Here is a 23,457-nt window from a genome sequence, read left to right as displayed (position 1 = left end):
GAAAGAGCAGGTGTGATTGCAGAGCAGCGAGAACATGACCGACGCGCAGAGCGCGTCGAAGGTGCGGGAGCAGGGCGACGTTAAGCGAAGGCCCAAAGCGAAATGCGCTATAGCCTTCTCCGGATCACACAGCCGTCCGGCCCTTCGATCCTGGCGCCGGAAAATGCAAGAGAACCTAGCCTGACGCTCAGCGCGGTGCTGGCGCGGGGGCCGGTTTTTCAGCGGAGCCTAACAATTCTTTCAAACCGTTTTGCACGGATCGCACGACGGCGGCCGGTTCCGGCGTGCTGGCGATATGGGGGGTCATGAAGATCCGCGGATGCGACCAGAGCGGGTTTTCGGCCGGCAAAGGTTCGGCGGAAAAAACGTCGAGAGACGCGCCGGAAAGTTGGCCGTCGTCGAGCGCGGCGAGCAGATCTTCTTCGATCAGATGCGATCCGCGCCCCATCTGGATCAACGCTGCGCCGCGTGGAAGCTTTTCGAAACAGGCGCGGTTCAAGATTCCTTCGGTTTCCGGCGTGAGGGGAAGCACATTGATGAGGATATCCGTTTGCGACAGGAACAGGTCCATCTCGTCGGCCGTGAGATGCTCCATGCCGATTAGCGGGGGGGACGGCGGTGTGCGGGAAAGGGTGGAAACCGGGTAACCGAGCGCCGACAATCCTTCGGCGATGGCCCGCCCCATCAAGCCGAAGCCCATGACGCCGATCCGTTTCCGCTTGGGGGATTGTCCGCCCACGACGCGCTCCCAGGCGCGGCGATTTTTTGCATCGATATGCGCGGCCATGTTCCGGTGATGCCATAATACGTGAAAAGCCGCGAACCCGGCCATTTGATGCGCCTGATCGGGGTCCTCCACCCGGATGACCGGCACATCCGGCAGCGACGGGCAGGCGAGGATCGCATCGACCCCGGCGCCGATTGAAAAGACGGCCCTCAGGTTCCTATAGGGGGTAAAGGCATCCGGTGCCGGCCGCCAACTGAGTGCGAAACTGACCTGATCCGGATCGCCTATTCGCTCAGGCGGCAGGACCGACAATTCCGGTGCGTGCGCCTGGAACGCTTCGTCGAAATGGAACATCAGGTCCAGGGAGGAACACAGAGCGACCCCATGCAAGACTGACGGTAAACCAGCCACGACGTTCATGCGGCTTCCCCTCCGGCCTCGCCCCATTCCCCGCCCGGCACCGCGGCAAGTAAGCGGCGGGTATACGTATCCTGCGGGTTGAGGAAAACCTCGGAAACCACACCGACTTCCACCAGCTTGCCCTTCTGCATGACGGCTATCCGGTCACACAGTTGCGCGGCCACACGAAGGTCATGGGTGATGAAAAGTATCGAGAGCCCGAACTGTTTCCGCAAATCCCGTAGCAGGTCGAGGACCTGCGCCTGTATCGAGACATCCAATGCCGAGACCGCTTCGTCGGCGATGATCAATTCCGGATCCATGGCGAGGGCGCGGGCAATGCCGATCCGCTGCCGCTGGCCGCCGGAAAATTCATGCGGGAACCGCTCTACCGCGTCGGCGTCCAAGCCGACGATCTGCATCAATTCGCGGGCGCGTTTCTGGGCTTCTTCCTTCGGGACGCCCTTGGCGATCGGGCCGTCGATCAAGGCTCGAAGAATCCTGTGGCGCGGATTGAGCGACGCATAGGGGTCCTGAAACACCATCTGTACCTTGTGCCGGGCGTGGCGCAGATCCTCGTCCTTCAAGGACGCCATATCGACGCCACTGACCAGAATCTGCCCCGTATCCGGTGTGACAAGCCGCACGACGGCACGACCAAGGGTCGACTTGCCGGACCCGGACTCCCCGACAAGGCCCAGAACTTCCCCCTTCGCGATGGTCAAGGAAACATCGTCGATCGCGCGAACCTCTCGGACCGGCCGCATGAAACCGCCGCCTGTCTTGTAGACCTTCGTCAAGGATTTCACTTCCAGGACATGCGGGGACTCCACCGCCTCGGTCTTGGGAACATGGTTCGACGGAATGGCGGCCAGCAATTGCTTCGTGTATTCGTGCCGGGGCGCCGACAAAACCGTCACCGCGGTGTCGTGCTCCACGATCTCTCCATGCCGCATCACGATCACATTGTCCGCGATTTCGGAAACCACGCCGAAGTCGTGGGTGATGAACAAAACCGCCATGCCGTGAGTTTCGCGCAGGTTCAGGATCAATTCGAGGATCTGCGCCTGGGTGGTTACGTCGAGCGCCGTCGTCGGTTCGTCCGCGATCAGCAATTCAGGTTCCAGCGCCAGCGCCATGGCGATCATGGCGCGTTGCCGCTGCCCACCGGAAAGCTGGAAGGGATAGGCGCGGATGATTTTCTCCGGGTCCGGCAGGCCCACTTCGCGGACCAGTTCCAGCACCCGGGCCTGGCGCTGCGACCGCGTGTGACGTTTATGCGCATCGAAAACCTCGATGATCTGGTCGCCGATCCGCATCAAGGGGTTCAGCGCCGTCATCGGTTCCTGGAAAATCATGGCGATGCGCGCGCCGCGCAGACTCCTGCGATCCGATTCCGACATGCGCAGGATATCCTGCCCACCGAAATTCGCCTGGCCGGCACTGACCGAGACCCCTTCGGGCAGCAATCCCATCAGCGCGTTGACGCTCATCGACTTGCCGGAACCGCTTTCGCCGACGATGCAGAGGATCTCCCCCTTGTTCACGGTATAACTGCAATCCCGTACCGCATGCTTGCGGTCGGCGCCTTGGGGAAGGTCGATCGTCAGGTTTTCGATTGAGAGAACCGGTGTCATGAGCGGCCCTTTCGCGTCAGATAGGGGTTCATTGCATCGTTCAACCCTTCACCGATCAGGTTCAGCGCCAAGACCGTGATGATGATGGCGATGCCCGGGAAGAAACTGAGCCACCATGCCGTGCGGATGACGGTGCGGGCCGCGCCGATCTGGAATCCCCAGGACATGATGTTGGGGTCTCCCAGACCCAGGAAGGAAAGGGAACTCTCCAGCAGGATTGCCGTGGCGACCATCAGCGAAGCCATGACGATGATCGGCGAAACCGTATTGGGCAGGACATGGCTTACCAATATCCGCATGTTCGTCAGGCCGGCCAATTTCGCCGCGTCGACATATTCCCGCTTTCGGACCGACAAGACCTCGGCACGCACCAGGCGCGCAACGGGCGGCCAACTGACGATCGCGATGGCAAAGTTGATGGACATCAGCGACGGTTCAAGGATCGCCACCAACACGATAGCCAAAGCAAAGTTGGGAATGGTCTGGAAGAACTCGGTAAAGCGCATTGCGCCTTCATCGACCCAACTGCCGTAGAACCCTGCAAGCGCGCCGAGCGGCACGCCGATCAGCAAGGCCATGGCTGTTGAAACGAGGCCGACCATCAGCGATACCCGCGCTCCATACAGCAGACCGGCCAGCACATCCCGTCCCAGCGTATCCGTACCAAGCGGCATCGCTGCCATTTCGAAGGGGGGAAGGAACGGGCGCTGGACCATTTTCCAAGGGCCGCCAGGATAGGCCATCGGCGCGAAGACCGCGATGCCGATCACCAGAAGAAGAATGACCAATCCGACCACAGCGCCCCGATTGGTGGCAAAACGTTTCCAGAAGCTCACGGGTGCACCTCAGGCTTTGTGACCGATCCGGGGATCGATCAGTCGATACACGATGTCGGTTATGACGTTGAACAGGATCACCATCGCCGCCGAGACGAGGAAAACGCCGAGGATGGTGTTGTAGTCCCGCGCAGCGAGGCTCTCGAACATCAGGCGGCCGATTCCGGGCCAGGCGAACACTGTCTCCGTCAGCACGGCGCCGCCGACCAACTGCCCTGCCTGAAGCCCGGCCAGGGTCACCACCGGCAAAAGCGCATTCCGCAGGATATGCCGCCGACGAATTACGGCTTCGGACAAGCCCTTCGCGCGGGCAGTCTTGACGAAGTCCTGTTGCGACACCTCCAGCATGGAGGCCCGCGACATGCGCATGTAAACCGCCATGAAAAACAGGCCGAGGGTCAGCGCCGGCAGGATGAGGTGCAGCGCAATATCGCCCGCCCGTTCCAGTCCGGTATATCCGGCGCCGACGGTTTCGAAGCCGAATCCCGGCAGCCATCCGAGCTGGACGGAAAAGATCAGCACCGCCATCAAGGCGGCCCAATAGAGCGGGGTCGCATAGAACAGCAGCGCGAAACCCGTCAGCACACTGTCGGCGGCTTTGCCGACGCGGGACGATGCGGCCACCCCCAACGCCACCCCGAGCAACAGCGAGATGAAGAAAGCCGTCATGGTCAGGATCAGGGTGGCCGGCAAGCGGTCCAATATCAGGTCCAGCACCGGTTGTCCCTGCCGGAACGAGTAGCCGAGATCCAATGTCAGCACGTTTCCGACATAGCGGCCGAGTTGCACATGGAACGGTTGATCGAGGCCGAAGCGGGCCCGCAATTCGGCAATCATCTGTTCGTCCGCCGCGCCGGCTTCACCCGTCAAGACGGCGGCGGGGTCGCCGGGGGCGGCGTGAACAAGGAAAAAATTCAGGACGGCAATGGCGATCAGGGTGATGACCGCCTTCAATAACCGTCCAAGGATGGGCCCCAATATGGCCATCGATTTACCCCCGTTTCACTGAAATTCATTAAGCAAATGCATGGCGGTTTTTGGCGAAACAATCGGCATCCGAGGCTGAAATCTGGAATGGGCCGATGTGCCGCTTAGAGCAATGGGGCGGCCGTAAGCCGCCCCATTCTCTGATCATAATGTCTACTTCTCGATCCAGGCGTCCCGGAAACCGTCGTTCAGACCGATGGCGGTGCTGACGACATCCTTCACGTTGCAGCGATAGATCGTCGGGAACTCCAGTTCCAAGAGCCATGCAACGGGCACGTCTTCGACGATTTGTTGCTGGATCTGGGTATAGAGAGCCTGCCGCTTTTCGCTATCGGGCTCGATCGACGCGGCTTCCCATACCGATTCAAGGGCTGGGTTCTCATAGCCTTCGACGTTGTTCCAGGGGCTGCCCTTCTTGATCTGGCTCATGACGTATGTCCGGGCCACACCCAAGGCCGGGTCGCCATACTGGTACAGATAGGTAAAGGCCATGTCGTAGTCCCAGTTCGCCAGCTTTTCGTTCCAGCCCGCGACGTCGGTGGACACCATTTCGACGGTGACGCCGACTTCTTCCAGGTTCTGTTTCACGGCTTCGGCCCAACGCTGCCAAGTCTCGCCGTAGGGGAGCGGGAGCAATCGCACCGGCGTGCCGTCGTAACCCATCTCTTCAAGCAAGGCCTTGGCCTTTTCCGGGTCGTAAGGATACTTGGGCACGTCGTCCGAATAGAACTTCGTCTTGGTCGAGACCGGACCCGTCGGCACCGTTCCGAAACCATTCCATACAGCGTCCCGCACGAATTCACGATTGACCGCAAACATTACGGCTTGACGGAAAAGCTTGTTGGAAGTCGGACCCTGGCGGTTGTTGAGCCACATCCAGGCGTGCGGTGCGAAGAATTCCCATCCTTTGGAGGTCGAGCAGACGCCGTCCATTTCGGTCAGCCGCGGGACGTCCCAATTCTCGATGGAACCGCCGGGAAGCACGTCGATTTCCCCGGTCTCGAACGCTACCGCGCGGGAGGCCGCATCCGGAATGACGCGGTAATAGATCTCATCAAGATGCGGTTTGCCCTCGATGTAGTAGTCCGGGTTCTTCACAAGATGGATGAAGTTGCCCTTTTCCCACTCCTTGAACTTGAACGGGCCGGTACCGATCGGCGTCGCGTTCATCGGGTTCGTCGTATAGTCGGTGCCTTCATAGATATGCTTCGGCACGATCGGCATGGAACCGGTCTCGAACGCATTGATGAAGGGGCCGTAGGGCTGTTTCAACCGGAAGATCACCGTAAGATCGTCCGGCGTTTCCAGCGTTTCCACATGGCTGTAATTGCCGCGAAAACGCGCATGCGTTTCCTGTAGAAACTGCATGGAGAAAGCGACGTCGGCCGAGGAGAAAGGCGTGCCGTCGTGCCATTTGACGCCTTCCTGCAAATGGAAGGTGTAGGTCAGTCCGTCAGCCGAAATTTCCCAACTCTTCGCCAGCGACGGTTGGGGTTGAAGCTTTTCGTCGTAGCGTAACAGGCTTTCATAGATTTGCCCGGCGACCATCTGGGTCGGTCCGTTCTGCGTGATGCCCAGCATCAGGCCCGGCGGTTCAGGCTGGACGACCACGTCGAGCCTTCCGCCATCGGTTTGCGCCAGCGCCCCTTGCGCCAGCGTAGTAGCGACCACGATGGGCGCCATCCATTTCAGGTATTTCATCTCTCAGTCCCCGTTCATTGCGTCAAAACTTCAATTTGCCTGTGTATGTACTGGGCATGTCTTTGCTGAATTTCCGGTATTGGCGGCAAACCCGGATTTAGTCGCTGTTGCCTCCCGTTTTTTTGTCTATCAGGCGGAGCATCGCATCCCATTCCGGGTCGATGCCGTTCTCCTCCATCCTGTCATAGGACCGCGCATATTGACCGGCGGCGTGTCCCGCCACGCTGTCCGGCAAGACGATGGGCGTCAGGCCCATCGAATAGGTGGCAACCTGGGCCCGGCATGATCTCTCAAGGTTCAACGCCAGTTTGACGGCCTCGCCCACGGATCTGCCGCAGACCAGGACCCCATGGTTGTTCAGCAACATTATGTTCTTGTCGCCGAGGTCATTTACCAGCCGCTCGCGTTCGTCGAGATCCAGCGCGATGCCTTCGTAGTCGTGCCGCGCGATCCGATTGTGAAACTGCGCCGACCATTGATTCAGGGGCAGCAATCCTTCCTTCACCGAACTGACCGCAATCCCGGCGACAGTATGGGTGTGGAGGACGCAAACGATATCGTGACGGGCCATATGAACGGCCGAATGAATTGTGAAACCGGCGGCGTTCACGCCGGCGCCAAAGGGGTCGTCGATGACCGTTCCGGTTTCGTCGATCGTGACGAGGTTGGATGCCGTGACTTCATCGAAACGCAAGCCGAAGGGGTTCAAAAGGAATCGTTTCTGGCCGTCCTTGCCATCGGGCAGGCGCGCGGAAATGTGCGTGTAAATGCTGTCATCAAGCCCTTTCAGCGCCATCAATTGGTAGGCCGCTGCAAGGTCGCGCTTCAACGAAGCCTCGTCATCCTTGATGCGCTTTTGGCCAATCACGGTGCGGGCGCCGAAATTCTGGGCTACCGGCGAAACCTGTGACGTCTCGGTTTCGGCCGTCGGGGTGTTCGTGACTGTCATCTCTTGGGACCTGCACTGTTGGCGATGCGCTAGGAAAAACGCTATGCGATTTCGAGTCAATAAAATTGTCGACAATCGACAATCATACAGATAACTAGAATGAAAATTCCATTCGACGGACGAAGAATGAAGAAGGAAGAGAACAGTTTGTCGGAGCAAGGATCCGTCTTTGCGCCTCTCGCACGCGACGGGCTTGTCAATCGAGTCGCGGATACGCTGGTCGATGCGATCCTGTCGGGCCAGCTGTCCCCGGGCGATCGATTGGCGGAATCGACCATTGCGAAACAGATGGATTTAAGCCGCGCGCCCGTGCGCGAGGCACTGCGGCTGCTCGAGAACTCCGGCTTGGTGGAATACAAGAACAATCGTGGTTTCTTCGTCCATTCGATCACAACGGCGTCGCTGGAACAGCTTTATGAATTGCGGATCGTCATTGAGACCGCGGCCATCGCACGGCTCGTCCAGACCAATGCGGAGGAGGCGGTTCGCCTGCTGGAAGACCAGGTCGAGGAGATGCGCCGGTTGTCCATCGACCCAGGCGACATCATGGCGCATGTCGATGCCGATATGGAATTCCATCGGTTGATCTGCAGCGCTTCCGGAAACCCGAGATTCCTCCAAATGTTTGACCAGATTTCGAATGAAATCAGATTCGTGATTCTGGTGATCGGCCGCCTTTATGACGACGCAATGACGGTCACCAAGACACATGAACCCATTATCGCGGCCATTGAGGCACGCGATGCCGAGGCTGCTGTTGCCGCGCTTAGATACCATTTGGGGGATGCGCAGAGCCGGGTCATCGAATTGTTCAACTCAAACCAGGAAGCAAAACAGCAATGAAGTGTTTTTATGCTGCCGGCACTGAAGTCCACGATCCGGTTTTTCGCCTGACGCTGGGTAATGTTCTGCGAAATCTGGAACGGGCCGAACGAGCGCATTTTCTGCTCGACGGTCTGAAACAGTTGGGTCTGCCTGTCAGCGAACCGGAAGCGGTGCCCCGTGCTATTCTGGAAAAAGTGCACACCGACCGCTTTCTGCGTTTCCTGGAGACCGCCTGGGAAGAATGGCAGGCCGTGCCCGGCGCGGGGAAGGAAGTTGTTCCGAACGTACACCCGCTCAATTCGGTCTCGGCCTATCCGGAATACATCGTCGGAAAGGCCGGCTGGCATATGGGCGACACATCCGCGCCGATCGGGGAGCATAGTTGGGATGCGGCGCTTGGCGCGGCGTCCGCGGCCTATTCCGCCGCGAAAACGGTTCTGGACGGTGACCGGTCAACCTATGCCCTTTGCCGCCCGCCGGGGCACCACACGTCAGCCGATGTGCTGGCCGGCCATTGCCTGTTGAACAATGCGGCGGTCGCCGCCGAAACGCTCCGGGAAAGGCATAATCGTGTGGCGGTGCTGGATATCGACGTCCACCACGGCAACGGAACGCAGGAAATATTCTATGAACGCGACGATGTACTGACCTGCTCGATTCATGCGACGCCCGAGAACTATTATCCCTTCTTCGTCGGCTACGCGACGGAAACAGGGCGCGGCGCCGGTGAGGGGTTCAATCTGAACCTTCCCTTGGCGAGATCCACGTCAGACGACGGTTGGTGCGCCGCTATAGAACAGGGATTGGAGAGGATTGCCGATTTCACGCCCGGCGCGCTCGTGGTAAGCCTTGGGCTCGACGCCCATGAAAACGATCCGTTACAAGGGTTGAAGATCACCTTTGACGGTTTCAAGCGTGCCGGTGAGATAATTGGCGCCGCCAACCTGCCGACGGTCCTGGTTCAGGAAGGCGGGTACCTCTCGCCGGACCTGACAACGTCACTTTGCTCCTTCCTGGCCGGGTTTAAAGGCCAGTGACACAGATGCCTTGGCTCCCAGGAGCCTTATCGGAAACACCAACAGACGCCTGGAGATAACGATGAGCTCGCGCCTGAATTCCCTGCATGAAACCGACATCGCGTATCAGATCCACCCCTATACCAATGCTCGCGTCCACGAGCAGCAGGGGCCGACGATCATCACGAAGGGCGAAGGCGCCTACGTATACGACAGTGAAGGTAAGAAATACCTGGAAGGTCTCGCCGGCCTCTGGTCGGTCGCGGTGGGCTTTTCCCAGCCCCGGCTGGTCGAAGCGGCGACCAAGCAAATGGCGGAATTGCCGTATATCCAGAACTTCGCGCACAAGGCCCACGTGCCCGGTATTCTTCTGGCGGAAAAGCTGGTGGAAATGGCGCCGGATCATCTGACCAAGGTGTTCTTCACCAATTCAGGCTCCGAAGCCAACGATACGGTCGTGAAGTTCGTTTGGTTCGTCAACAACATGCTCGGTCGTCCCGAGAAGAAGAAATTCCTGGCGCGGAACAAGGCGTATCACGGCATCACCGTTGCCTCCGGATCCTTGACCGGCCTGCCTGGCAACCAGAAGGGGTTCGATCTGCCGGCTATTCCGGTCGTCCATCTGACTTGTCCGCACCATTACCGCTGGGCGGAAGAGGGTGAGACGGAGGCTGACTTCACCGCCCGTCTTCTGAAGGAAGCGGAAGAGACAATTCTATCGGAAGGGCCTGAGACAATCGCCGCCTTCATCGGCGAGCCGGTCATGGGCGCCGGCGGCGTGATGACCCCGCCGGAAGGGTATTGGCCGGGGATCGAGGCGCTCTGCCGGAAATACGACATCCTTCTGGTCTCGGATGAAGTGATCAACGGCTTCGGACGCACGGGCAAACCCTTCGGCTGCCAGCGCTACGGCTTCAAACCGGACATTATGGTGACGTCCAAGCAGCTCACCTCCAGCTACATGCCCTTGGCGGCGATCCTCGTTACGGACGAGTTTTATCAGACGATGGCCGACTATACGGCGGAACTCGGCACTCTGGGGCATGGTTTCACGGCCGGCGGTCATCCCGTCGCCTGTGCCGTCGGTCTCGAGAACCTTAAGATCATCGAGGAACTCGACCTCATGGGGAATGCGGCTCGGCTCGAGGAGAAATTCCAAACCGGTCTGCGGCAATTCTCCGATCATCCGATCGTCGGCGAGGTGCGCGGGGTCGGCCTTATCGCCGGCGTCGAGCTGGTCAGGAACAAGGCGACGAAGGAGTCCTTCCAACCGGGGGGCAAGATCACGGCGATGGCCGTGAAGTTCGCGGCTGAAGAAGGCCTGATCGTGCGGAACATTTATGAGAGCATCGGCATCTGCCCGCCGATGATCATCACCGAAGAGCAGGTTGATGAATTGCTGGTGAAACTCGGTGCGGCCTTGGACAAGACAATGGAATGGGCAAAGTCCGAAGGATTGATGTGATCCGGCTCGGAACCAAACTCCGTCTGCCGAACTGACTCAGCGTGATCCTCCAACCCGATTGTGAGGACCACCTGAGCGGCCAGGCCAGCTATAGCCGCGCGGCATTCCGTTTCCGTAGGCATCGGGAACTCAGTTTCCGAACTGCCGGGTTGAACGGTTTGCCGCGCGTCTTTTTTTAATCACGGCACGGCAATGTACTTTTCCGAATGACGGGGGCGATGATGGAAATCAGACCGGCGCGGGCAGGGGATCTTGACGCGGTGCGTCGCTGCGCCGTGGCGGCGTATGAGATCTATGTAGATAGAATTGGCCGCAAACCCGCCCCGATGGTAGCGGATTTTGACGCCGCTTCCACCAGCGGAGAGCTCTACGTCCTGCAGGTCGGGGACGCGATCCACGGTTTCATTGTCCTGTTTCCGCGCGCCGGCCACATCTTCGTGGAAAACGTCGCCGTCGATCCAGCGCAACAGGGACGAGGATACGGTCGCCGACTGCTCGACTTTGCCGAGGCGGAGGCAAGACGGCTCGGCCTTCCTGCGCTTGAATTGTATACGAACGCCAAAATGACCGAGAATCTCGCCCTCTATCCCCGCGTCGGCTATCTCGAAACGGGTCGCCGGACCGAGGACGGGTTCGACCGTGTGTATTTCCGCAAGGTGCTGACGGACTAATTCTGCCGGTGTGCCGGCAGTGGTGACGCAGGAACGCCTGCTGCACAACGGATATGCGCGTATCGAATCGTTGGGGCGGGAAGGCTTGGCCCGCATGTCCGGTTCCAGCGCGGAAGCCTGCTCTATGGTTTGGCTGCCTTGCTGACCTTGCGGGCCATGCTGACGAAAGCCTTATGGGCCGCAGATAGATTTCGCCGACTTGAATAATAGACGCAAAGATCGGCGAGCGGCGGCGTCCAATCCTCCAGCACGCGTATGAGGCGCCCGGATGCAATGTCGTCGCGCACGTTCTGTTCCAAGAAGAGGCCGACACCGATGCCTTCGAGGACTGCTGCGCGCGCAAGACTGGCTTCGTCCAAGGTAATCGGGCCGGTCACGTCGATCTGGATGGTTTCGCCCTGTCTCTCGAAATGCCATCTGAACAGCGTTCCATTAGGCAGTCGGACCCGAACGCATTGATGATATGACAGGTCCGCAGGCGTGTGCGGTTTTGGATGCGCCTTAAAATAGCCTGGAGATGCGACAACCGCATATCGTTGTGGTCTGCCGAGAGGGACAGCGATCATGTCCGCAGGCACGAGATCCGCTCGGCGCACACCAAGATCAAATCCCTCAGCCACGATATCGACCAGTCGGCCTTCGGTCACCAGATCCACATGGACGTCCGGATAGCGGCGCAGGAATTCCAAAATCAACGGCGAGATGATTTCCCTGGCGCCCGCCGCGAACGCGTTGATGCGCAGCGTGCCGGAAGGGGTCGTCTGCTGTGACCGCACGGCATCCATCGCCCGATGCATGTCCTGAAGAGCCGGGCCGACCTGTTCGAGGAAAATACGACCTGCGTCGGTCAGGGAGACACTGCGCGTCGTCCTGTTGAATAGCCGAACGCCCAAGGTCGTCTCCAGCTTCGCGATGGCGTTGCTTAGCGCCGTCGTCGACATGTCGAGCGTCTTGGCGGCGGCGCGAAACGATCCTTCACGGGAAACAGCAATAACGGCGTCGAGATCGCCCAGTCCCAGTCGGTTCATCCAATTAACTGTCCTGTTTTTCGTGATAACACATCACGCTTTATCCCTCTTATTGGGATGAGCGTCCATGCCTAGATTGCTGGCACAGGACAGAACACAGCAAAGGTTCGACCCATGAAACTGCCGATACCAGTCCAAACCTACTTTGATGCAGATTTTGGCACCTCGAACGACGCGCCCCTGGAAGCATTCGCGCCGGACGCCGTCGTAAAGGATGAAGCCAAGACACATACCGGCCACGCCGACATTCGGACCTGGTGGCAATCCGCCAAGGCCCGATATCAGCATAGGTCCCAGCCGGTCGAGATGATCCAAGACGGCGACCGGACGATTATCCGTGCGCAAGTGACCGGACAGTTCCCGGGAAGCCCGGCTCTTCTCACTTTCGCCTTCCAACTGAGAGACGGGTGTATCGAGAGGTTGGAGATCGGCTCATGAATAACTTTCTAAACCTCCAAGACAAACGGGTATTGATCACGTCGGGTACGCGAGGTGCCGGCGCGGCCACGGTCGCGCTGTTTCAGGAACTCGGTGCGCGCGTCCTGACGACCGCACGATCAAGGCCGATGGGTATGGCCGAGCACATGTTCTTCGCCGCTGATCTCACGACGGCTCAAGGCTGTGCAGCGCTTGCCGCTGAAGCCCGCGACCGTCTCGGCGAGATCGATATCCTTGTGCATATGCTCGGCGGGTCCTCAGCGCCGGCCGGCGGATTTGCCGTGTTGAACGATGCCGAATGGGTGAAGGAACTGGATCTCAACCTGCTGCCGGCCGTGCGTTTGGACCGTTCCCTTGTACCTGCCATGGTCGAACGCGGTCGCGGCGTCGTCATCCATGTGACGTCGATCCAGAGATCCTTGCCCTTGCCCGAGGCGACGACTGCCTATGCGGCGGCAAAGGCGGCGCTTTCGACCTATAGCAAGAGCCTCTCGAAAGAGGTTTCTCCGAAAGGCGTTCGCGTCATCCGTGTTTCACCGGGCTGGATAGAGACCGAGGCCGCGGTGCGATTGACCGAGAGGGTCGCGAAAGAAGCCGGCGTCGATGTTGAAGGCGCAAAGGAGATCATAGCGCGATCTCTTGGCGGCATTCCGATCGGACGACCTTCCACCCCTCAGGAGGTCGCAAACCTTGTCGCCTTTCTCGCCTCGGATCGTGCCGCCTCGATCACCGGCACGGAGTACGTCGTCGACGGCGGCACGATACCAACAGTTTGAATGGAAATACCCGGTCACGGACTTGACGTATCAACGGCCCTCCGGGGGATCCAAATCAATCAAATCCGGACAGAAGGAAAAAACCATGAATTCTTTAATCCGCAATACGATCGTTGGAGCGGCGGCGACCGTCGCGATCGCCGGGCAGGTCCATGCCGAACCCGGCACGCGCATTTCTGACGACCAATCGGTGCGAAACGTCGTTCTCGTTCACGGAGCCTTTGCAGACGGGGCCGGATGGCGCGGCGTGTATGACGACCTGACCGCGCGCGGTTACCGCGTCTCCATCGTGCAAAACCCGCTTACATCGTTCGAAGACGACGTGAATGCCACACGTCGGATCCTGGCGCGGCAGGAAGGCCGCAGCATTCTCGTCGGTCACTCCTACGGCGGTTCGGTCATTACGGAGGCCGGTATCGATCCGAGCGTGGCGGGTCTGGTTTACGTTTCCGCACTCGCCCCTGATGTCGGCGAGAGCACCGGCGACCAGTTTGCCGAGATACCCGCGCCGCCCGAGTTCATAATTGAGACCGCGCCGGACGGTTTCGGCTTCGTTGACAGGGAACTTTTCAAAGCAGGGTTTGCCGGCGACTTGCCTGATGCGGATGCCGCATTCCTTCGTGACTCGCAGGTGCCGATCAATATGTCGATCTTCAGCACGCGACTGACGCAGGCTGCCTGGCGGATGAAACCCAGTTGGGCGGTTATCGCAACGGACGACCGGGCTATCGACCCTCGTTTGCTGACAGAGCAAGCCCAGCGTATCGGCGCCGAGATCATTGAATTGAAGGCGAGCCACGTCCTGTTTCTGACCCAGCCACGCGCCGTGGCGGATGTTATCGATGCTGCGGCACGCGTTACGTCAAAGGCTGCCGTTCGTTGATCCTGTCAGGTCGCGGTTGTGCCTCTCGATGGGGTTAGAGGTGGCTGGGTGGTTGGGCCGCGACGATGCCTTCGGATTCCAGATGAGCGGCAACGCGCAGGCAAAGATCTTCCCGCCAAGGCGCGCTGATGACTTGTACCGCGATAGGCATTCCGCTGTTGAACACGGGCACCGTGCAGACCGGAAGACCGATGGCGGAGATCGGTTGTGTAAAAAGGCCGATGTTGGGCCGTGTCAGTATTTCCTCTCCCCGAATTTCAATGGTCCGCTGACCAATAAGGGGGGCGGGAAAGGGCGTGGCCGGGGCGAGCAGGACATCGACATCCTGAAACAGTTTGGCGAAATTCTCCCGATACCAGTGCCGGACCTGCAAAGCCCTGATGTACCAGGAGGCCGGCAACAGCGCACCGGCTAGGAAACGGTCCCGCGTATCCGGGTCGAAATCGTCCGGCCGTGTTTTCAGGTTCGGCAGATGCAGACGGGCGCTCTCGCAGTTCGTGATGATGAAGGCAGCCGCGCGGCCTGCTTCCACGCCTTCCACCTCAACAGTGCCGGTTGTGTCCAATGCTTTCGCGACCGATTGCACCGCGCTTGCCGCTTCCGGCATGCCGTCCGTCGAAAAGAAACCGCCGAGCCTTGCGATCTTGATGCCGGCGACCCCGTCCGTCAGCGTTTCAAATGTGGGGTCGGCCGGCCGGTCGGCGCAGGCATGATCCCGCGGGTCGGGCCCCTGCATGACGTCGTAGGACAGGGCCAGGTCACGCACGGACCGGGCGAGGGGTCCTAGGTGGTCGAGGCTGTCGCAGAAGGGAAAGGTTCCATGCCTTGTTAGGCGTCCATAGGTCGGTTTCAGACCGAACACACCGCAAAACGAAGACGGTACGCGGATCGACCCGTTGGTATCCGAACCCAATGTCAGGGGCGCCAGTCCGGCGGCCACCGCCGACCCGCTTCCGGATGATGAGCCGCCGGCCATGCGGGTCGTGTCGTGAGGATTGCGGCAGGCACCGTCATGAGCGTTTTCACCTGTAAAGTCATAGGCGTATTCGCCCATGTTCAGCGCACCCAGCAACACCGCGCCCGCCGCGTGCAGTCGCTTCAACAGCTCCGCATCTTCAGCGGCCGCCGGCAAATCCCTGTTGATTTTCGAACCGGCACGCGTCGTGACGCCGGCAATGTCGAACAGGTTCTTGGCGGCGATCGGCGCGCCGGCCAGCGGACCGAGTTTCTTTCCCGCGTCCCGCTCCGCGTCGACCCTTCGTGCTTCGGTAAGCGCCCTCTCCGCGGTCACGTCGGTGAAGGCGTTGACCTTAGGATTGAGGCTCTTTATGCGGTCGAGCGCGTCACGAGTGACATCTTCCGCGCGAACCGTGCCGGACTTGACTGCTTCTGCAATCTGCCAGGCTGGCGCGAAACTATCCAAAGCGGTCATGGTCTGCCTAACCCGTCTTTGTCTGTTTGATGGCCTGACCTGCATCGTAGACCGGTCCCAGTTCCAAGGAGTTCTCAGGAATGGACGCAGTGTCCATGACGTCCGCCATTCCCTTCGCGATGGAAAGAAAAACCGAGACCTCGGCGACCCGTTCCTCGTTCAGGTCGAGCCCAAGTGTGGGGGCCGTTGCCCGAATGTAGGCATTCGGATCGAAAACCTCTTTTGAGTTGGTCATACCGGCACAACTCCGCCTATTTCATTGCAGCAAACTGGTCAGGGCAGCAGACTCACATGGGCGGCGACGATCCGCCAGCCTTCCGGCGCCCGCATCCAGGTTTGCGTCTGCCGACCCTCGCGACCGCTGCCCAAACGGCGATATTCGGTGAACGCGGTCGCGAAGTTCGAGCCGTATGTAGTGATGACAGTGCGCGTCAGTTCGCGCGCGATATCGGATACGTCACGCGCGGCGCGGAACCCGGCGATCTCCTCATAACCGTAGAGCGCCTCTTTCGGCCCGTAACGGATCGTGTGGGGCGAGTCCCAGAATAGCGTGTTCAAGGTGTCGACATCGTTTTCCATCAATGCCTTTTCGTATCGGTAGAACTGTTCGGTCACTTCCTGGACCACGTCCGGGTCGTTGATCGTCACGGATCGATGCTCCCAATCATGTAGTTGTTCATTGCGCGACCATGGTCGAGATAACGCCGGTCTGTTCCACACTGGGCGGCATCGGCGTCGCGGCAAGCAGGGTTTTCGTGTACTCGTCCGCCGGACTGTCCATTATCGCGGCTGTGTCCCCGGCTTCGACGATTTGTCCTTTTCGCATCACGATGATGCGGTCGCAGAGCAGACGGACGACATGCAGGTCGTGGCTGACAAACAGATAGCTGACGCCCAGTGAGGCACGCAGTTCCGCCAGAAGATTGAGAACGACGGCTTGAATGGACACGTCCAGGGCAGCGGTCGGTTCGTCGAGGATAAGCAGTTTCGGGCGCGAGGCGAGGGCGCGGGCTATGCCGACGCGGGCCTTCTGTCCACCGGAGAGCTGATGCGGGAAACGATCCAAAAGGGGTAACGGCAGTCCGACCTGTGCCGCCAGTTCCTCAACCCGGCCATCCGGCTGTTCGTTGGTCAACCGACGGATCGGATCGGCGATGGCCTGCCTGGCGGTAAACCGGGGATTGATGCTGTCCGTGGCGTCCTGGAAAACCATCTGCAGGCTGGCCCGGCGTGGGTCGCGTGCGAATTTTGCCGCGGGCACGTCGGTCAGCGGTTTCCCGTCCAACAGGATTTCGCCGCCTGATGGATCCATCAGGCGCATGATCATCGAGGACGTCGTGGATTTGCCGCAACCCGACTCGCCGACCAGGCCCAGTGTTTCCCCTTCCCGAATTTCGAAGGAAACGTCGTCGACCGCCGTAACCGCGTCGGGTCCGTGTCCGAACACCTTTCGCAGGTTCCTCACCTGCAGCAATGGGGCGCCCAATTCGGGGCGTGGGGGCGATGGCAGCGGCGGGTCGACCAAATCGCCGATCCCGGCGCCGGGGCGTGGCGTGGCGCTGATCAACCGTTTCGTATAGGCGTCCGAAGGCGACGCGAAGAGGGCCTCCGGCCGGCCTTGTTCGACAATCGCACCATCTTTCATGACGACGATGCGATCGCAATATTCCGCAGCGAGGCCGAGATCATGGGTGATCAGCACCGAACTCATGCCGCGTCGCGTGGTCAATTCGGACAGCAGGTCCATCACGACTTTCTGGGTCGTCACGTCCAGGCCCGTTGTTGGTTCATCGGCGATCAGCAGACGCGGTTCGCATGCCAGGGCTATGGCGATGACGATGCGCTGACACATCCCGCCGGACAGTTCAAACGGATAAGCGTGGTAGCGCTTCTCCGGCTCGCTGATATGGACCGCTTCGAGTGCCTTGATGGCCTCTTCATAGGCAGTGTTTTTTGTCGCGCGGGCGTGGCGGCGAAGGACGTCCTCTATCTGATGACCGACTTTGCGAATGGGGTTCAGGGCCGCGCGGGGGTTTTGAAAAACCATGGAAATTTCACGGCCGCGCAACTCACGCATTTCACGGTTCGAAAAGGCGGTCAGTTCCATGCCGTCGAACATGACCCGGCTATTCGCAATTCTTCCGTTGCGGTCGAGGATACGCATGATGGCGTATGAACTGACCGATTTTCCGGATCCGCTTTCCCCGACGATGCCAAGCGTCTCCCCCTTCTCCAGCGAGAAGCTGACGTCGCGCACAGCGGATACGACCCCGCGGCGTGTCTTGAAGGTGACGTTCAGGCTTTCGACTTCGAGGAACATGGGTCAGGTCCTCTGACGCGGGTCGACGATATCCCGAAGGCCATCGCCGAGCAGATTGAAAGCGAAGACGGCCAGCATCAATGCAAGACCGGGAAAGAACGCCAGCCACCATTCTCCCGAGACCACGAAATTCGCGCCTTCGGCGACCATGATGCCCCATTCCGCCGTTGGCGGACGGACACCGAGGCCGATGAAGGAGAGACCGGCGGCGTTCAAAATGGCCCAGCCCATGTTCAGGGAAATCTGCACCATCATCGGCGGCAGGGCATTGGGGAAAATGTGTAGGGCGAGCACCTGCACATCCGTATTGCCGGACAGCCGGGCGGCCTGGGCGAAGCCGGCTTCGCGTCGGATGCGAACCTCCGCGCGGGCCACCCTTGCATAAAAGGGAAGGTTGATGATGGCTGTGGCGTAGATGATGTTCTCGACGGTGTTGCCCATCGCCGCGACGATACCCATCGCCAGAACGAATAGCGGGAAGGCCATGATCGTGTCGACGAAGCGTCCGGTGACGGCGTCTATCCATCCGCCCCAGTAGCCGGCAATGGATCCGATGACCGAGCCGATGACGAAGGACAGCGCCACGGCCGCCACGGAAATCATCAGGTCCAGACGCGTCGCGACGATAACCCGCGAGAACACGTCACGACCCAGATTGTCAGTACCGAACCAATGGTCCGCATTGGGGGGCTGAAGCGCCCGTGCAGCATTCGATTCCAGTGGGTCGTATGGTGCGATCGCCGGGCCCAGGAGAGCGACGAGGACAATCAAAGCGAACAGGCCGAAGGCAACCGCTGTAATCGGGTTCTCGCTGAGAACGTAGATGACATGATGACCAAAGCCGCGCTGGGCCTGATCGGGAACCGTCTTTTCCGCAAGAGCCATGGTCAAGCCTCCCGCGTGCGGGGATCGACGATCGTGTAGAGGATGTCGATCGTCAGGTTGAGTAATACGAACAGAATGGCCATTGCCAGGACGAACCCCTGGACCGCGGCGTAGTCGGAAACGACGAGAGCCTCCACCGCATAGGAGCCGATGCCGGGCCAGGCAAAGACCTTCTCGACGAGGACATTGGCGCCCAGCATGAACGAGAAGACCATTCCAAGCGTCGTGATGACGGGAAGCATCGCGTTTTGGAACGCATAGCCGAAGACGACTTGGCCCTCCCTCAACCCCGCCGCTCGTGCCGTCCGTATATAGTCGGAGGACAAAGCTTGCAGCATCGATGCGCGCGCCATGCGGGCCAAGGGCGCCAGAGTGAACAACGCCAGGGTCGTCGCCGGCAGGACAAGCTGCCGCAACGCCCCCCAGGCGGTCTCGGCATCGCCGTCGATCAAGGCGTCGATGACATAAAATCCGGTAATGTCCGGCGGCGACAGATAAACGAAATCAAGACGTCCGAGCGGCGAAGGCGCCCATCCAAGCAGATAATAGAAGACATAAACCAATACGATCCCGGTGAAGAAGGTCGGCAGGGAAACCCCGGCGGTCACGACGGCACGACAAACATGGTCGATCCAACTTCCCTGGTTCACGGCGGCGGCTATACCGAGCGGCAATGCGATGGCGCAGGACAACAGCAATGCGGTGAACGTGAGTTCCAAGGAGGCCGGCAGGCGTCTGGCCAATTCCTCAAGCACCGGTTGGCCGGTCGACAGGCTGTTGCCGAGATCGCCGCGCCCGAGGTCCAGGACATAGTGAAAAAACTGGACCGGCAGCGAGCGATCCAATCCCATCGCTGCGCGAATTTCCGCGATGGAGTCGGGGGTCGCCGCCGGGCCTGCGAAATACGCCGCCGGATCCCCCGGCAGCATCCGCGTCAGGATGAAACTGACCAGGACGACCCCGGCAAGAGCCGGGATCGCCTGAAGCACACGAAAAAGGATCAGTTTCGTCCTGGGATTCATGACGACTACGCCTTGAACCCGCGGGCGTCGAGTTGGCGGTGGAACCAGTACTCATACCCGCTGACGCTGTTGGTGCCGACATTCAGGGCCGGCTGGAACAGCGCGATGCGGGGCACCTCGTCCCAGGCGATTTCGATCATCCGTTTGATCGCCGGTGCATATTCCGGATCGTCCACCGGTTTGTGGAGGGCGAGCGACGTCAGCTTCTCGATCTCTTCGTTCCGGTAGTTGGAGGAATTGAAAAGATGACCTTCCAGATACGCCCAGAAGAAGTAATAGCAGGGATAGTTCAGCCAACCGCCGAAGGTTTCCAGGTGGAGCGGCAGTTTCTTCTCGACCAGAGAGGCCGTACGCCAGTTCGCGCCCGGAATTTTTTCGATGGTCGCCTTAATGCCGATCTTTGCCAGGTTCTCCTGGATCAGCAGCGCGGTCGGTTCCATCCAATCCGTCTGGCTGAGGGAAATCGACAAGGGAACCTCGAAGCCACCCTTGTAATCCGTTTGGTCCAGCAGTGCCTTCGCCTTTTCAAGGTCCGTGCTGTAGGGGAAGGGCTGCGGCCACGCGATATCGGATGGTGTCGTGGACGTGCCGCCCCACATTTTGGCACCCCGGCCATAGGCAGCGGTCTGGAAGACATCTTCGTAGGGAACCGCCCAGGCGATGGCCTGACGGACGCGTTTGTCCTTGAAGGGCTCGAAAGCCAGGTTCGGGCAAAGGCAATAGATCGCGTTCTCGATCGGTGTCGAGAAGATGTCGATGCCTTCCTTGTCCGACAGTTCCTTCGCGTCCTTGTTCGGCATGTTGAAGGAAACCTGGATGTCGCCGCGTTCCAGCAGCGCACGCCGTGTGGCCTGGCTGGGCACCTCCCGCACGATCACGCGCTTGACCGCGGGGACCGTTCCAGAGGTCCAATTCTCGTTGCGTTCATAGACCAGTTGCTGGCCCGGCTCCCATCTGGCGACCTTGAAGGCACCGGAACCGGCCGGGGTCTTGTGCAGGTATTCCGTCGCCCAAGGGTCGTCCGCGGTTGCGTGTTCCAGGGCGACCTTGGAGTTGATGATCATCGGAACCGGCACGGCCAGGTCCGGCAGAGTCAATTTGGATGGGCGAAGAAGGTTGATCTTGAAGGTATAATCGTCAACGACTTCGAACTGTTCCGGTTTCTCCAGCGACCCCGCCTTCATCTGCACGGTCGGGAACCCACCGACCGAAACGGCGCGGTCGAAGGACCATTTCACATCCTGCGCGGTGATCGGGGAACCGTCGTGGAATACCCCGTTTTTGCGAAGGTTGAAGATCATGTGGGTACCGTCGTCGGAGATCGTCCAGCTTTCCGCGACTTCCGGTTCGATGGTGGCGTAGTCATAGGACAGTCCGCCGTCCGGGGTGCTCTTGGTGCCGAAGCTGACCAGTCGGTCATAGATGTTGACGGCAACCTGATAGCTGGGACGGTTCGTCCCGGTTCGATGAATGTCCAGGCTGTTGATCGTCTGGCCCATGGCGACGACGACAACGCCGTCGGTCGCCGCGCTCGCCGGCAGGGATCGGATGAAGGGAAGGGCGCTTGCGCCAAGCACCGCCGCGCTCTTCAGAAAATCACGCCTCTGCATGTTGCTCTCCTAGTAAGTTGTCCGTTGGTTTCTGATTGTTATTGTCCGCCAGGGAGGCGAGGTAGGCCCGCCAACCGCCGAATTCGGTGATGTCCGTTGCGCCGGTCAGGCCGGCATTCTCACAGATGAATCCTTTGCTCTCGGCCCCGCATTCCAAGGCCAGGGTGCCGATACCCAGCGGTGCCGGAATGCCGCGCATGAACGCGCCGAAATTCTCTACGGGCATCGCCCAGAGCTCCAACTCGATGGCGGCGCCCTCGGTATCGCGGACCAATCCCGGCCGTGCCGGCGGCCCGCCGGCCAGCCGATAGAGACGGTAACCGGGTTCCGTCCGCGTGGTTCGCAGATAGCGGGCGCCCAGCCGCGTCAGCTCCTTGTTCAAGGGAAGGCCGGACATATGGGCGCCGACGGCGGCCACGGTGATCTCGCCGGGTTTTGCCGTCGGGTTTGGCATTTCGACGGTGGGGTAAATCCACTGCGTGGCGCCCAGTCGCACGTCGGAAGCCTTGTGGATCGCTGCTGCAACGCCGGCCAGCATGGCGTCGGACCCAGCCGCGCCCAATAGTGTCACGTTGCCCGGCCGCCCGTCGCCGCGCTTTGCCGTTGGCACCGCGATGCCGCACATATCGAGCAGATTGACGAAATTGGTGTAGGTTCCGAGCCTGCTGTTCGGGCCGATCGGGTCCGCGGCGATCTCATCGATAGTACAGAAGGTCGGGATTGTCGGTACCATCAGGATGTCGATGCCCGACAAAGCCTGGCGCGCGGTCCGGCGCAGCGCTTCCATTCGATAGAAGGACCTGAACGTGTCGGTGGCGGAGAAATTGTCGGCCTTCGAGACGATGGCTCGAATGACCGGATGAACATCGTCCGGGCGGCTCTTCAACAAAGGTTCGATCACCGTATTGCGTTCGGCGACCCAGACCCCCTCGTAGAGCATTTCCGCAATTTCATAGAACGGCGTCAGATCGATCTCTGCGACCGTCGCGCCGAATTCCTGGACAAGCTCTATCGCCGCGTCGAACGATGCCGCCTGATGATCGTCACCGAAGAATTTGCGCGACGAGGCATCCGGTACGGCGATGCGGAGATGCGAAGGGCAGGTGCCCAGCGGGGCGACGGGCAGGTCTCGTGAATAGGCGTCTGTTGCGTCGTATCCGGCAGCGGCGCTCAAGACCCGATGACCGTCTTCCGCCGTGAGGGCAAAAATTGAGATTGTATCGAGCGTCCGACAAGCCGGCACCACACCGGTCGCGGAAAGCAGTCCCAAACTCGGTTTGACACCGACAATGTTGTTCAGCGCGGCGGGGACTCGGCCCGATCCTGCGGTATCCGTGCCGAGCGAAAAGCCGACCAGTCCACTCGCAACCGCAACAGCCGAACCGGAACTCGACCCACCGGGAACGATTGCCGGGTCGATTGCGTTCTTTGGAACGGGATGCGGTGTGCGAACGCCCACCAGCCCGGTAGCGAATTGGTCCAGGTTCGTTTTTCCAATGGCGATCGCGCCGGCGGCGCGCAGCTTCGCGACGACGTGCGAATCCGTTTCCGGTAGATAGGCGAATGCAGGGCAGGCTGCGGTCGTCGGAACGCCCGCAAGGTCGATATTGTCCTTAATGGCAAAAGGAACGCCCCACAGCGGTTTGGCTTCAGGGTCGAATGGGCCGAGCGACCGTGCCTCGGCCAGGGCCGTTTCTTGGTCGACCAGTTCAAGGAAGATCCCAGGGTCATCGACTGCGCAGATCCGGCGATAGCATTCGGCAATTACGTCTTCGGGCTTGGCGCCTGAAGCATAAGCGCGATGAAGACTGCTGATATCAAATGATAGGTCGTGCATGAGTGCCGACAGA

The 23,457-nt window shown here is 60.1% G+C and carries 22 protein-coding genes; 7 read left to right on the top strand and 15 right to left on the bottom strand.

What is annotated here, in order from left to right; all coding sequences use genetic code 11:
• Positions 1 to 187: 187 nt before the first annotated feature.
• The 6 genes from ACQK2G_RS13325 to ACQK2G_RS13300 all read right to left on the bottom strand — a co-directional run bounded on the left by ACQK2G_RS13325 (position 188) and on the right by ACQK2G_RS13300 (position 7,236).
• The gene (locus ACQK2G_RS13325; protein ID WP_425405526.1) at positions 188 to 1,147 is read right to left on the bottom strand and encodes a 2-hydroxyacid dehydrogenase; all 960 of its coding nucleotides are present in this window, start codon (positions 1,145 to 1,147) and stop codon (positions 188 to 190) included.
• The gene (locus tag ACQK2G_RS13320) at positions 1,144 to 2,763 is read right to left on the bottom strand and encodes an ABC transporter ATP-binding protein (RefSeq protein ID WP_425405525.1); all 1,620 of its coding nucleotides are present in this window, start codon (positions 2,761 to 2,763) and stop codon (positions 1,144 to 1,146) included. Before ACQK2G_RS13320 ends, ACQK2G_RS13325 begins: the two co-directional genes overlap by 4 nt.
• Positions 2,760 to 3,599 carry an ABC transporter permease gene (locus tag ACQK2G_RS13315; protein WP_425405524.1) on the bottom strand — a complete coding sequence of 280 codons (840 nt, stop codon included), beginning with the start codon at positions 3,597 to 3,599 and terminating at the stop codon, positions 2,760 to 2,762. The genes ACQK2G_RS13320 and ACQK2G_RS13315 overlap by 4 nt, the downstream gene beginning before the upstream one ends.
• 9 nt (positions 3,600 to 3,608) lie before the next feature.
• Positions 3,609 to 4,586, bottom strand: coding sequence for an ABC transporter permease (locus tag ACQK2G_RS13310; RefSeq protein ID WP_425405523.1), 978 nt, complete (start codon positions 4,584 to 4,586; stop codon positions 3,609 to 3,611).
• 153 nt (positions 4,587 to 4,739) lie between these two features.
• Entirely contained in the window at positions 4,740 to 6,287 is a 1,548-nt protein-coding gene (locus ACQK2G_RS13305; protein WP_425405522.1) for an ABC transporter substrate-binding protein, read from the bottom strand.
• A gap of 97 nt (positions 6,288 to 6,384) precedes the next feature.
• Positions 6,385 to 7,236: a class II aldolase/adducin family protein gene (locus tag ACQK2G_RS13300; protein ID WP_425405521.1), complete on the bottom strand. Its 852-nt coding sequence runs from the start codon at positions 7,234 to 7,236 to the stop codon at positions 6,385 to 6,387.
• 126 nt (positions 7,237 to 7,362) lie between these two features.
• Between ACQK2G_RS13300 and ACQK2G_RS13295 the strand changes: the two genes are divergently transcribed.
• From ACQK2G_RS13295 to ACQK2G_RS13280, 4 genes are all read left to right on the top strand, one after another.
• Entirely contained in the window at positions 7,363 to 8,079 is a 717-nt protein-coding gene (locus ACQK2G_RS13295) for a GntR family transcriptional regulator (protein ID WP_425405520.1), read from the top strand.
• Positions 8,076 to 9,098: a histone deacetylase family protein gene (locus ACQK2G_RS13290; RefSeq protein WP_425405519.1), complete on the top strand. Its 1,023-nt coding sequence runs from the start codon at positions 8,076 to 8,078 to the stop codon at positions 9,096 to 9,098. The genes ACQK2G_RS13295 and ACQK2G_RS13290 overlap by 4 nt, the downstream gene beginning before the upstream one ends.
• 61 nt (positions 9,099 to 9,159) lie before the next feature.
• A complete protein-coding gene (locus ACQK2G_RS13285) occupies positions 9,160 to 10,542 on the top strand; it encodes an aspartate aminotransferase family protein (RefSeq protein ID WP_425405518.1) in 1,383 nt (460 codons plus the stop codon).
• A gap of 218 nt (positions 10,543 to 10,760) precedes the next feature.
• Complete coding sequence (locus ACQK2G_RS13280) at positions 10,761 to 11,213, top strand: GNAT family N-acetyltransferase (RefSeq protein WP_425405517.1); 453 nt, start codon at positions 10,761 to 10,763, stop codon at positions 11,211 to 11,213.
• Between the two features lie 122 nt (positions 11,214 to 11,335).
• On the opposite strand, the gene ACQK2G_RS13275 is transcribed toward ACQK2G_RS13280, so the two are convergent.
• On the bottom strand, positions 11,336 to 12,241 hold the full coding sequence (locus ACQK2G_RS13275) for a LysR substrate-binding domain-containing protein (RefSeq protein WP_425405516.1): 906 nt from the start codon (positions 12,239 to 12,241) through the stop codon (positions 11,336 to 11,338).
• Between the two features lie 114 nt (positions 12,242 to 12,355).
• On the opposite strand from ACQK2G_RS13275, the gene ACQK2G_RS13270 reads away from it, so the two are divergent.
• The 3 genes from ACQK2G_RS13270 to ACQK2G_RS13260 all read left to right on the top strand — a co-directional run bounded on the left by ACQK2G_RS13270 (position 12,356) and on the right by ACQK2G_RS13260 (position 14,338).
• The gene (locus tag ACQK2G_RS13270) at positions 12,356 to 12,679 is read left to right on the top strand and encodes a nuclear transport factor 2 family protein (RefSeq protein WP_425405515.1); all 324 of its coding nucleotides are present in this window, start codon (positions 12,356 to 12,358) and stop codon (positions 12,677 to 12,679) included.
• A complete protein-coding gene (locus ACQK2G_RS13265) occupies positions 12,676 to 13,455 on the top strand; it encodes an SDR family oxidoreductase (RefSeq protein ID WP_425405514.1) in 780 nt (259 codons plus the stop codon). The genes ACQK2G_RS13270 and ACQK2G_RS13265 overlap by 4 nt, the downstream gene beginning before the upstream one ends.
• Before the next feature lie 85 nt (positions 13,456 to 13,540).
• Positions 13,541 to 14,338, top strand: coding sequence for an alpha/beta hydrolase (locus ACQK2G_RS13260; RefSeq protein WP_425405513.1), 798 nt, complete (start codon positions 13,541 to 13,543; stop codon positions 14,336 to 14,338).
• A 34-nt stretch (positions 14,339 to 14,372) separates the two neighbouring features.
• Here the strand turns inward: ACQK2G_RS13260 and ACQK2G_RS13255 are convergent, their stop codons facing one another.
• The 8 genes from ACQK2G_RS13255 to atzF are packed head-to-tail and all read right to left on the bottom strand — an operon-like array spanning position 14,373 to position 23,444.
• Positions 14,373 to 15,770, bottom strand: coding sequence for an AtzE family amidohydrolase (locus ACQK2G_RS13255; RefSeq protein WP_425405512.1), 1,398 nt, complete (start codon positions 15,768 to 15,770; stop codon positions 14,373 to 14,375).
• A 7-nt stretch (positions 15,771 to 15,777) separates the two neighbouring features.
• Positions 15,778 to 16,005, bottom strand: coding sequence for a DUF4089 domain-containing protein (locus ACQK2G_RS13250; RefSeq protein ID WP_425405511.1), 228 nt, complete (start codon positions 16,003 to 16,005; stop codon positions 15,778 to 15,780).
• A 38-nt stretch (positions 16,006 to 16,043) separates the two neighbouring features.
• Positions 16,044 to 16,418: an oxalurate catabolism protein HpxZ gene (gene hpxZ / locus ACQK2G_RS13245; protein WP_425405510.1), complete on the bottom strand. Its 375-nt coding sequence runs from the start codon at positions 16,416 to 16,418 to the stop codon at positions 16,044 to 16,046.
• A gap of 28 nt (positions 16,419 to 16,446) precedes the next feature.
• Positions 16,447 to 18,090 carry a dipeptide ABC transporter ATP-binding protein gene (locus ACQK2G_RS13240; RefSeq protein WP_425405509.1) on the bottom strand — a complete coding sequence of 548 codons (1,644 nt, stop codon included), beginning with the start codon at positions 18,088 to 18,090 and terminating at the stop codon, positions 16,447 to 16,449.
• Positions 18,091 to 18,093: 3 nt separating this feature from the next.
• On the bottom strand, positions 18,094 to 18,975 hold the full coding sequence (locus ACQK2G_RS13235; RefSeq protein WP_425405508.1) for an ABC transporter permease: 882 nt from the start codon (positions 18,973 to 18,975) through the stop codon (positions 18,094 to 18,096).
• Positions 18,976 to 18,977: 2 nt separating this feature from the next.
• Complete coding sequence (locus tag ACQK2G_RS13230) at positions 18,978 to 19,997, bottom strand: ABC transporter permease (RefSeq protein WP_425405507.1); 1,020 nt, start codon at positions 19,995 to 19,997, stop codon at positions 18,978 to 18,980.
• A gap of 5 nt (positions 19,998 to 20,002) precedes the next feature.
• The gene (locus ACQK2G_RS13225) at positions 20,003 to 21,607 is read right to left on the bottom strand and encodes an ABC transporter substrate-binding protein (RefSeq protein WP_425405506.1); all 1,605 of its coding nucleotides are present in this window, start codon (positions 21,605 to 21,607) and stop codon (positions 20,003 to 20,005) included.
• Positions 21,594 to 23,444, bottom strand: coding sequence for an allophanate hydrolase (gene atzF, locus ACQK2G_RS13220; protein WP_425405505.1), 1,851 nt, complete (start codon positions 23,442 to 23,444; stop codon positions 21,594 to 21,596). The genes ACQK2G_RS13225 and atzF overlap by 14 nt, the downstream gene beginning before the upstream one ends.
• Between the last annotated feature and the right edge of the window lie 13 nt (positions 23,445 to 23,457).

This window comes from Hwanghaeella sp. (assembly GCF_965227365.1).
In the GTDB taxonomy this organism is placed as follows: domain Bacteria; phylum Pseudomonadota; class Alphaproteobacteria; order UBA8366; family Aestuariispiraceae; genus Hwanghaeella.
This window is presented reverse-complemented; position numbering and strand designations above follow the sequence as displayed.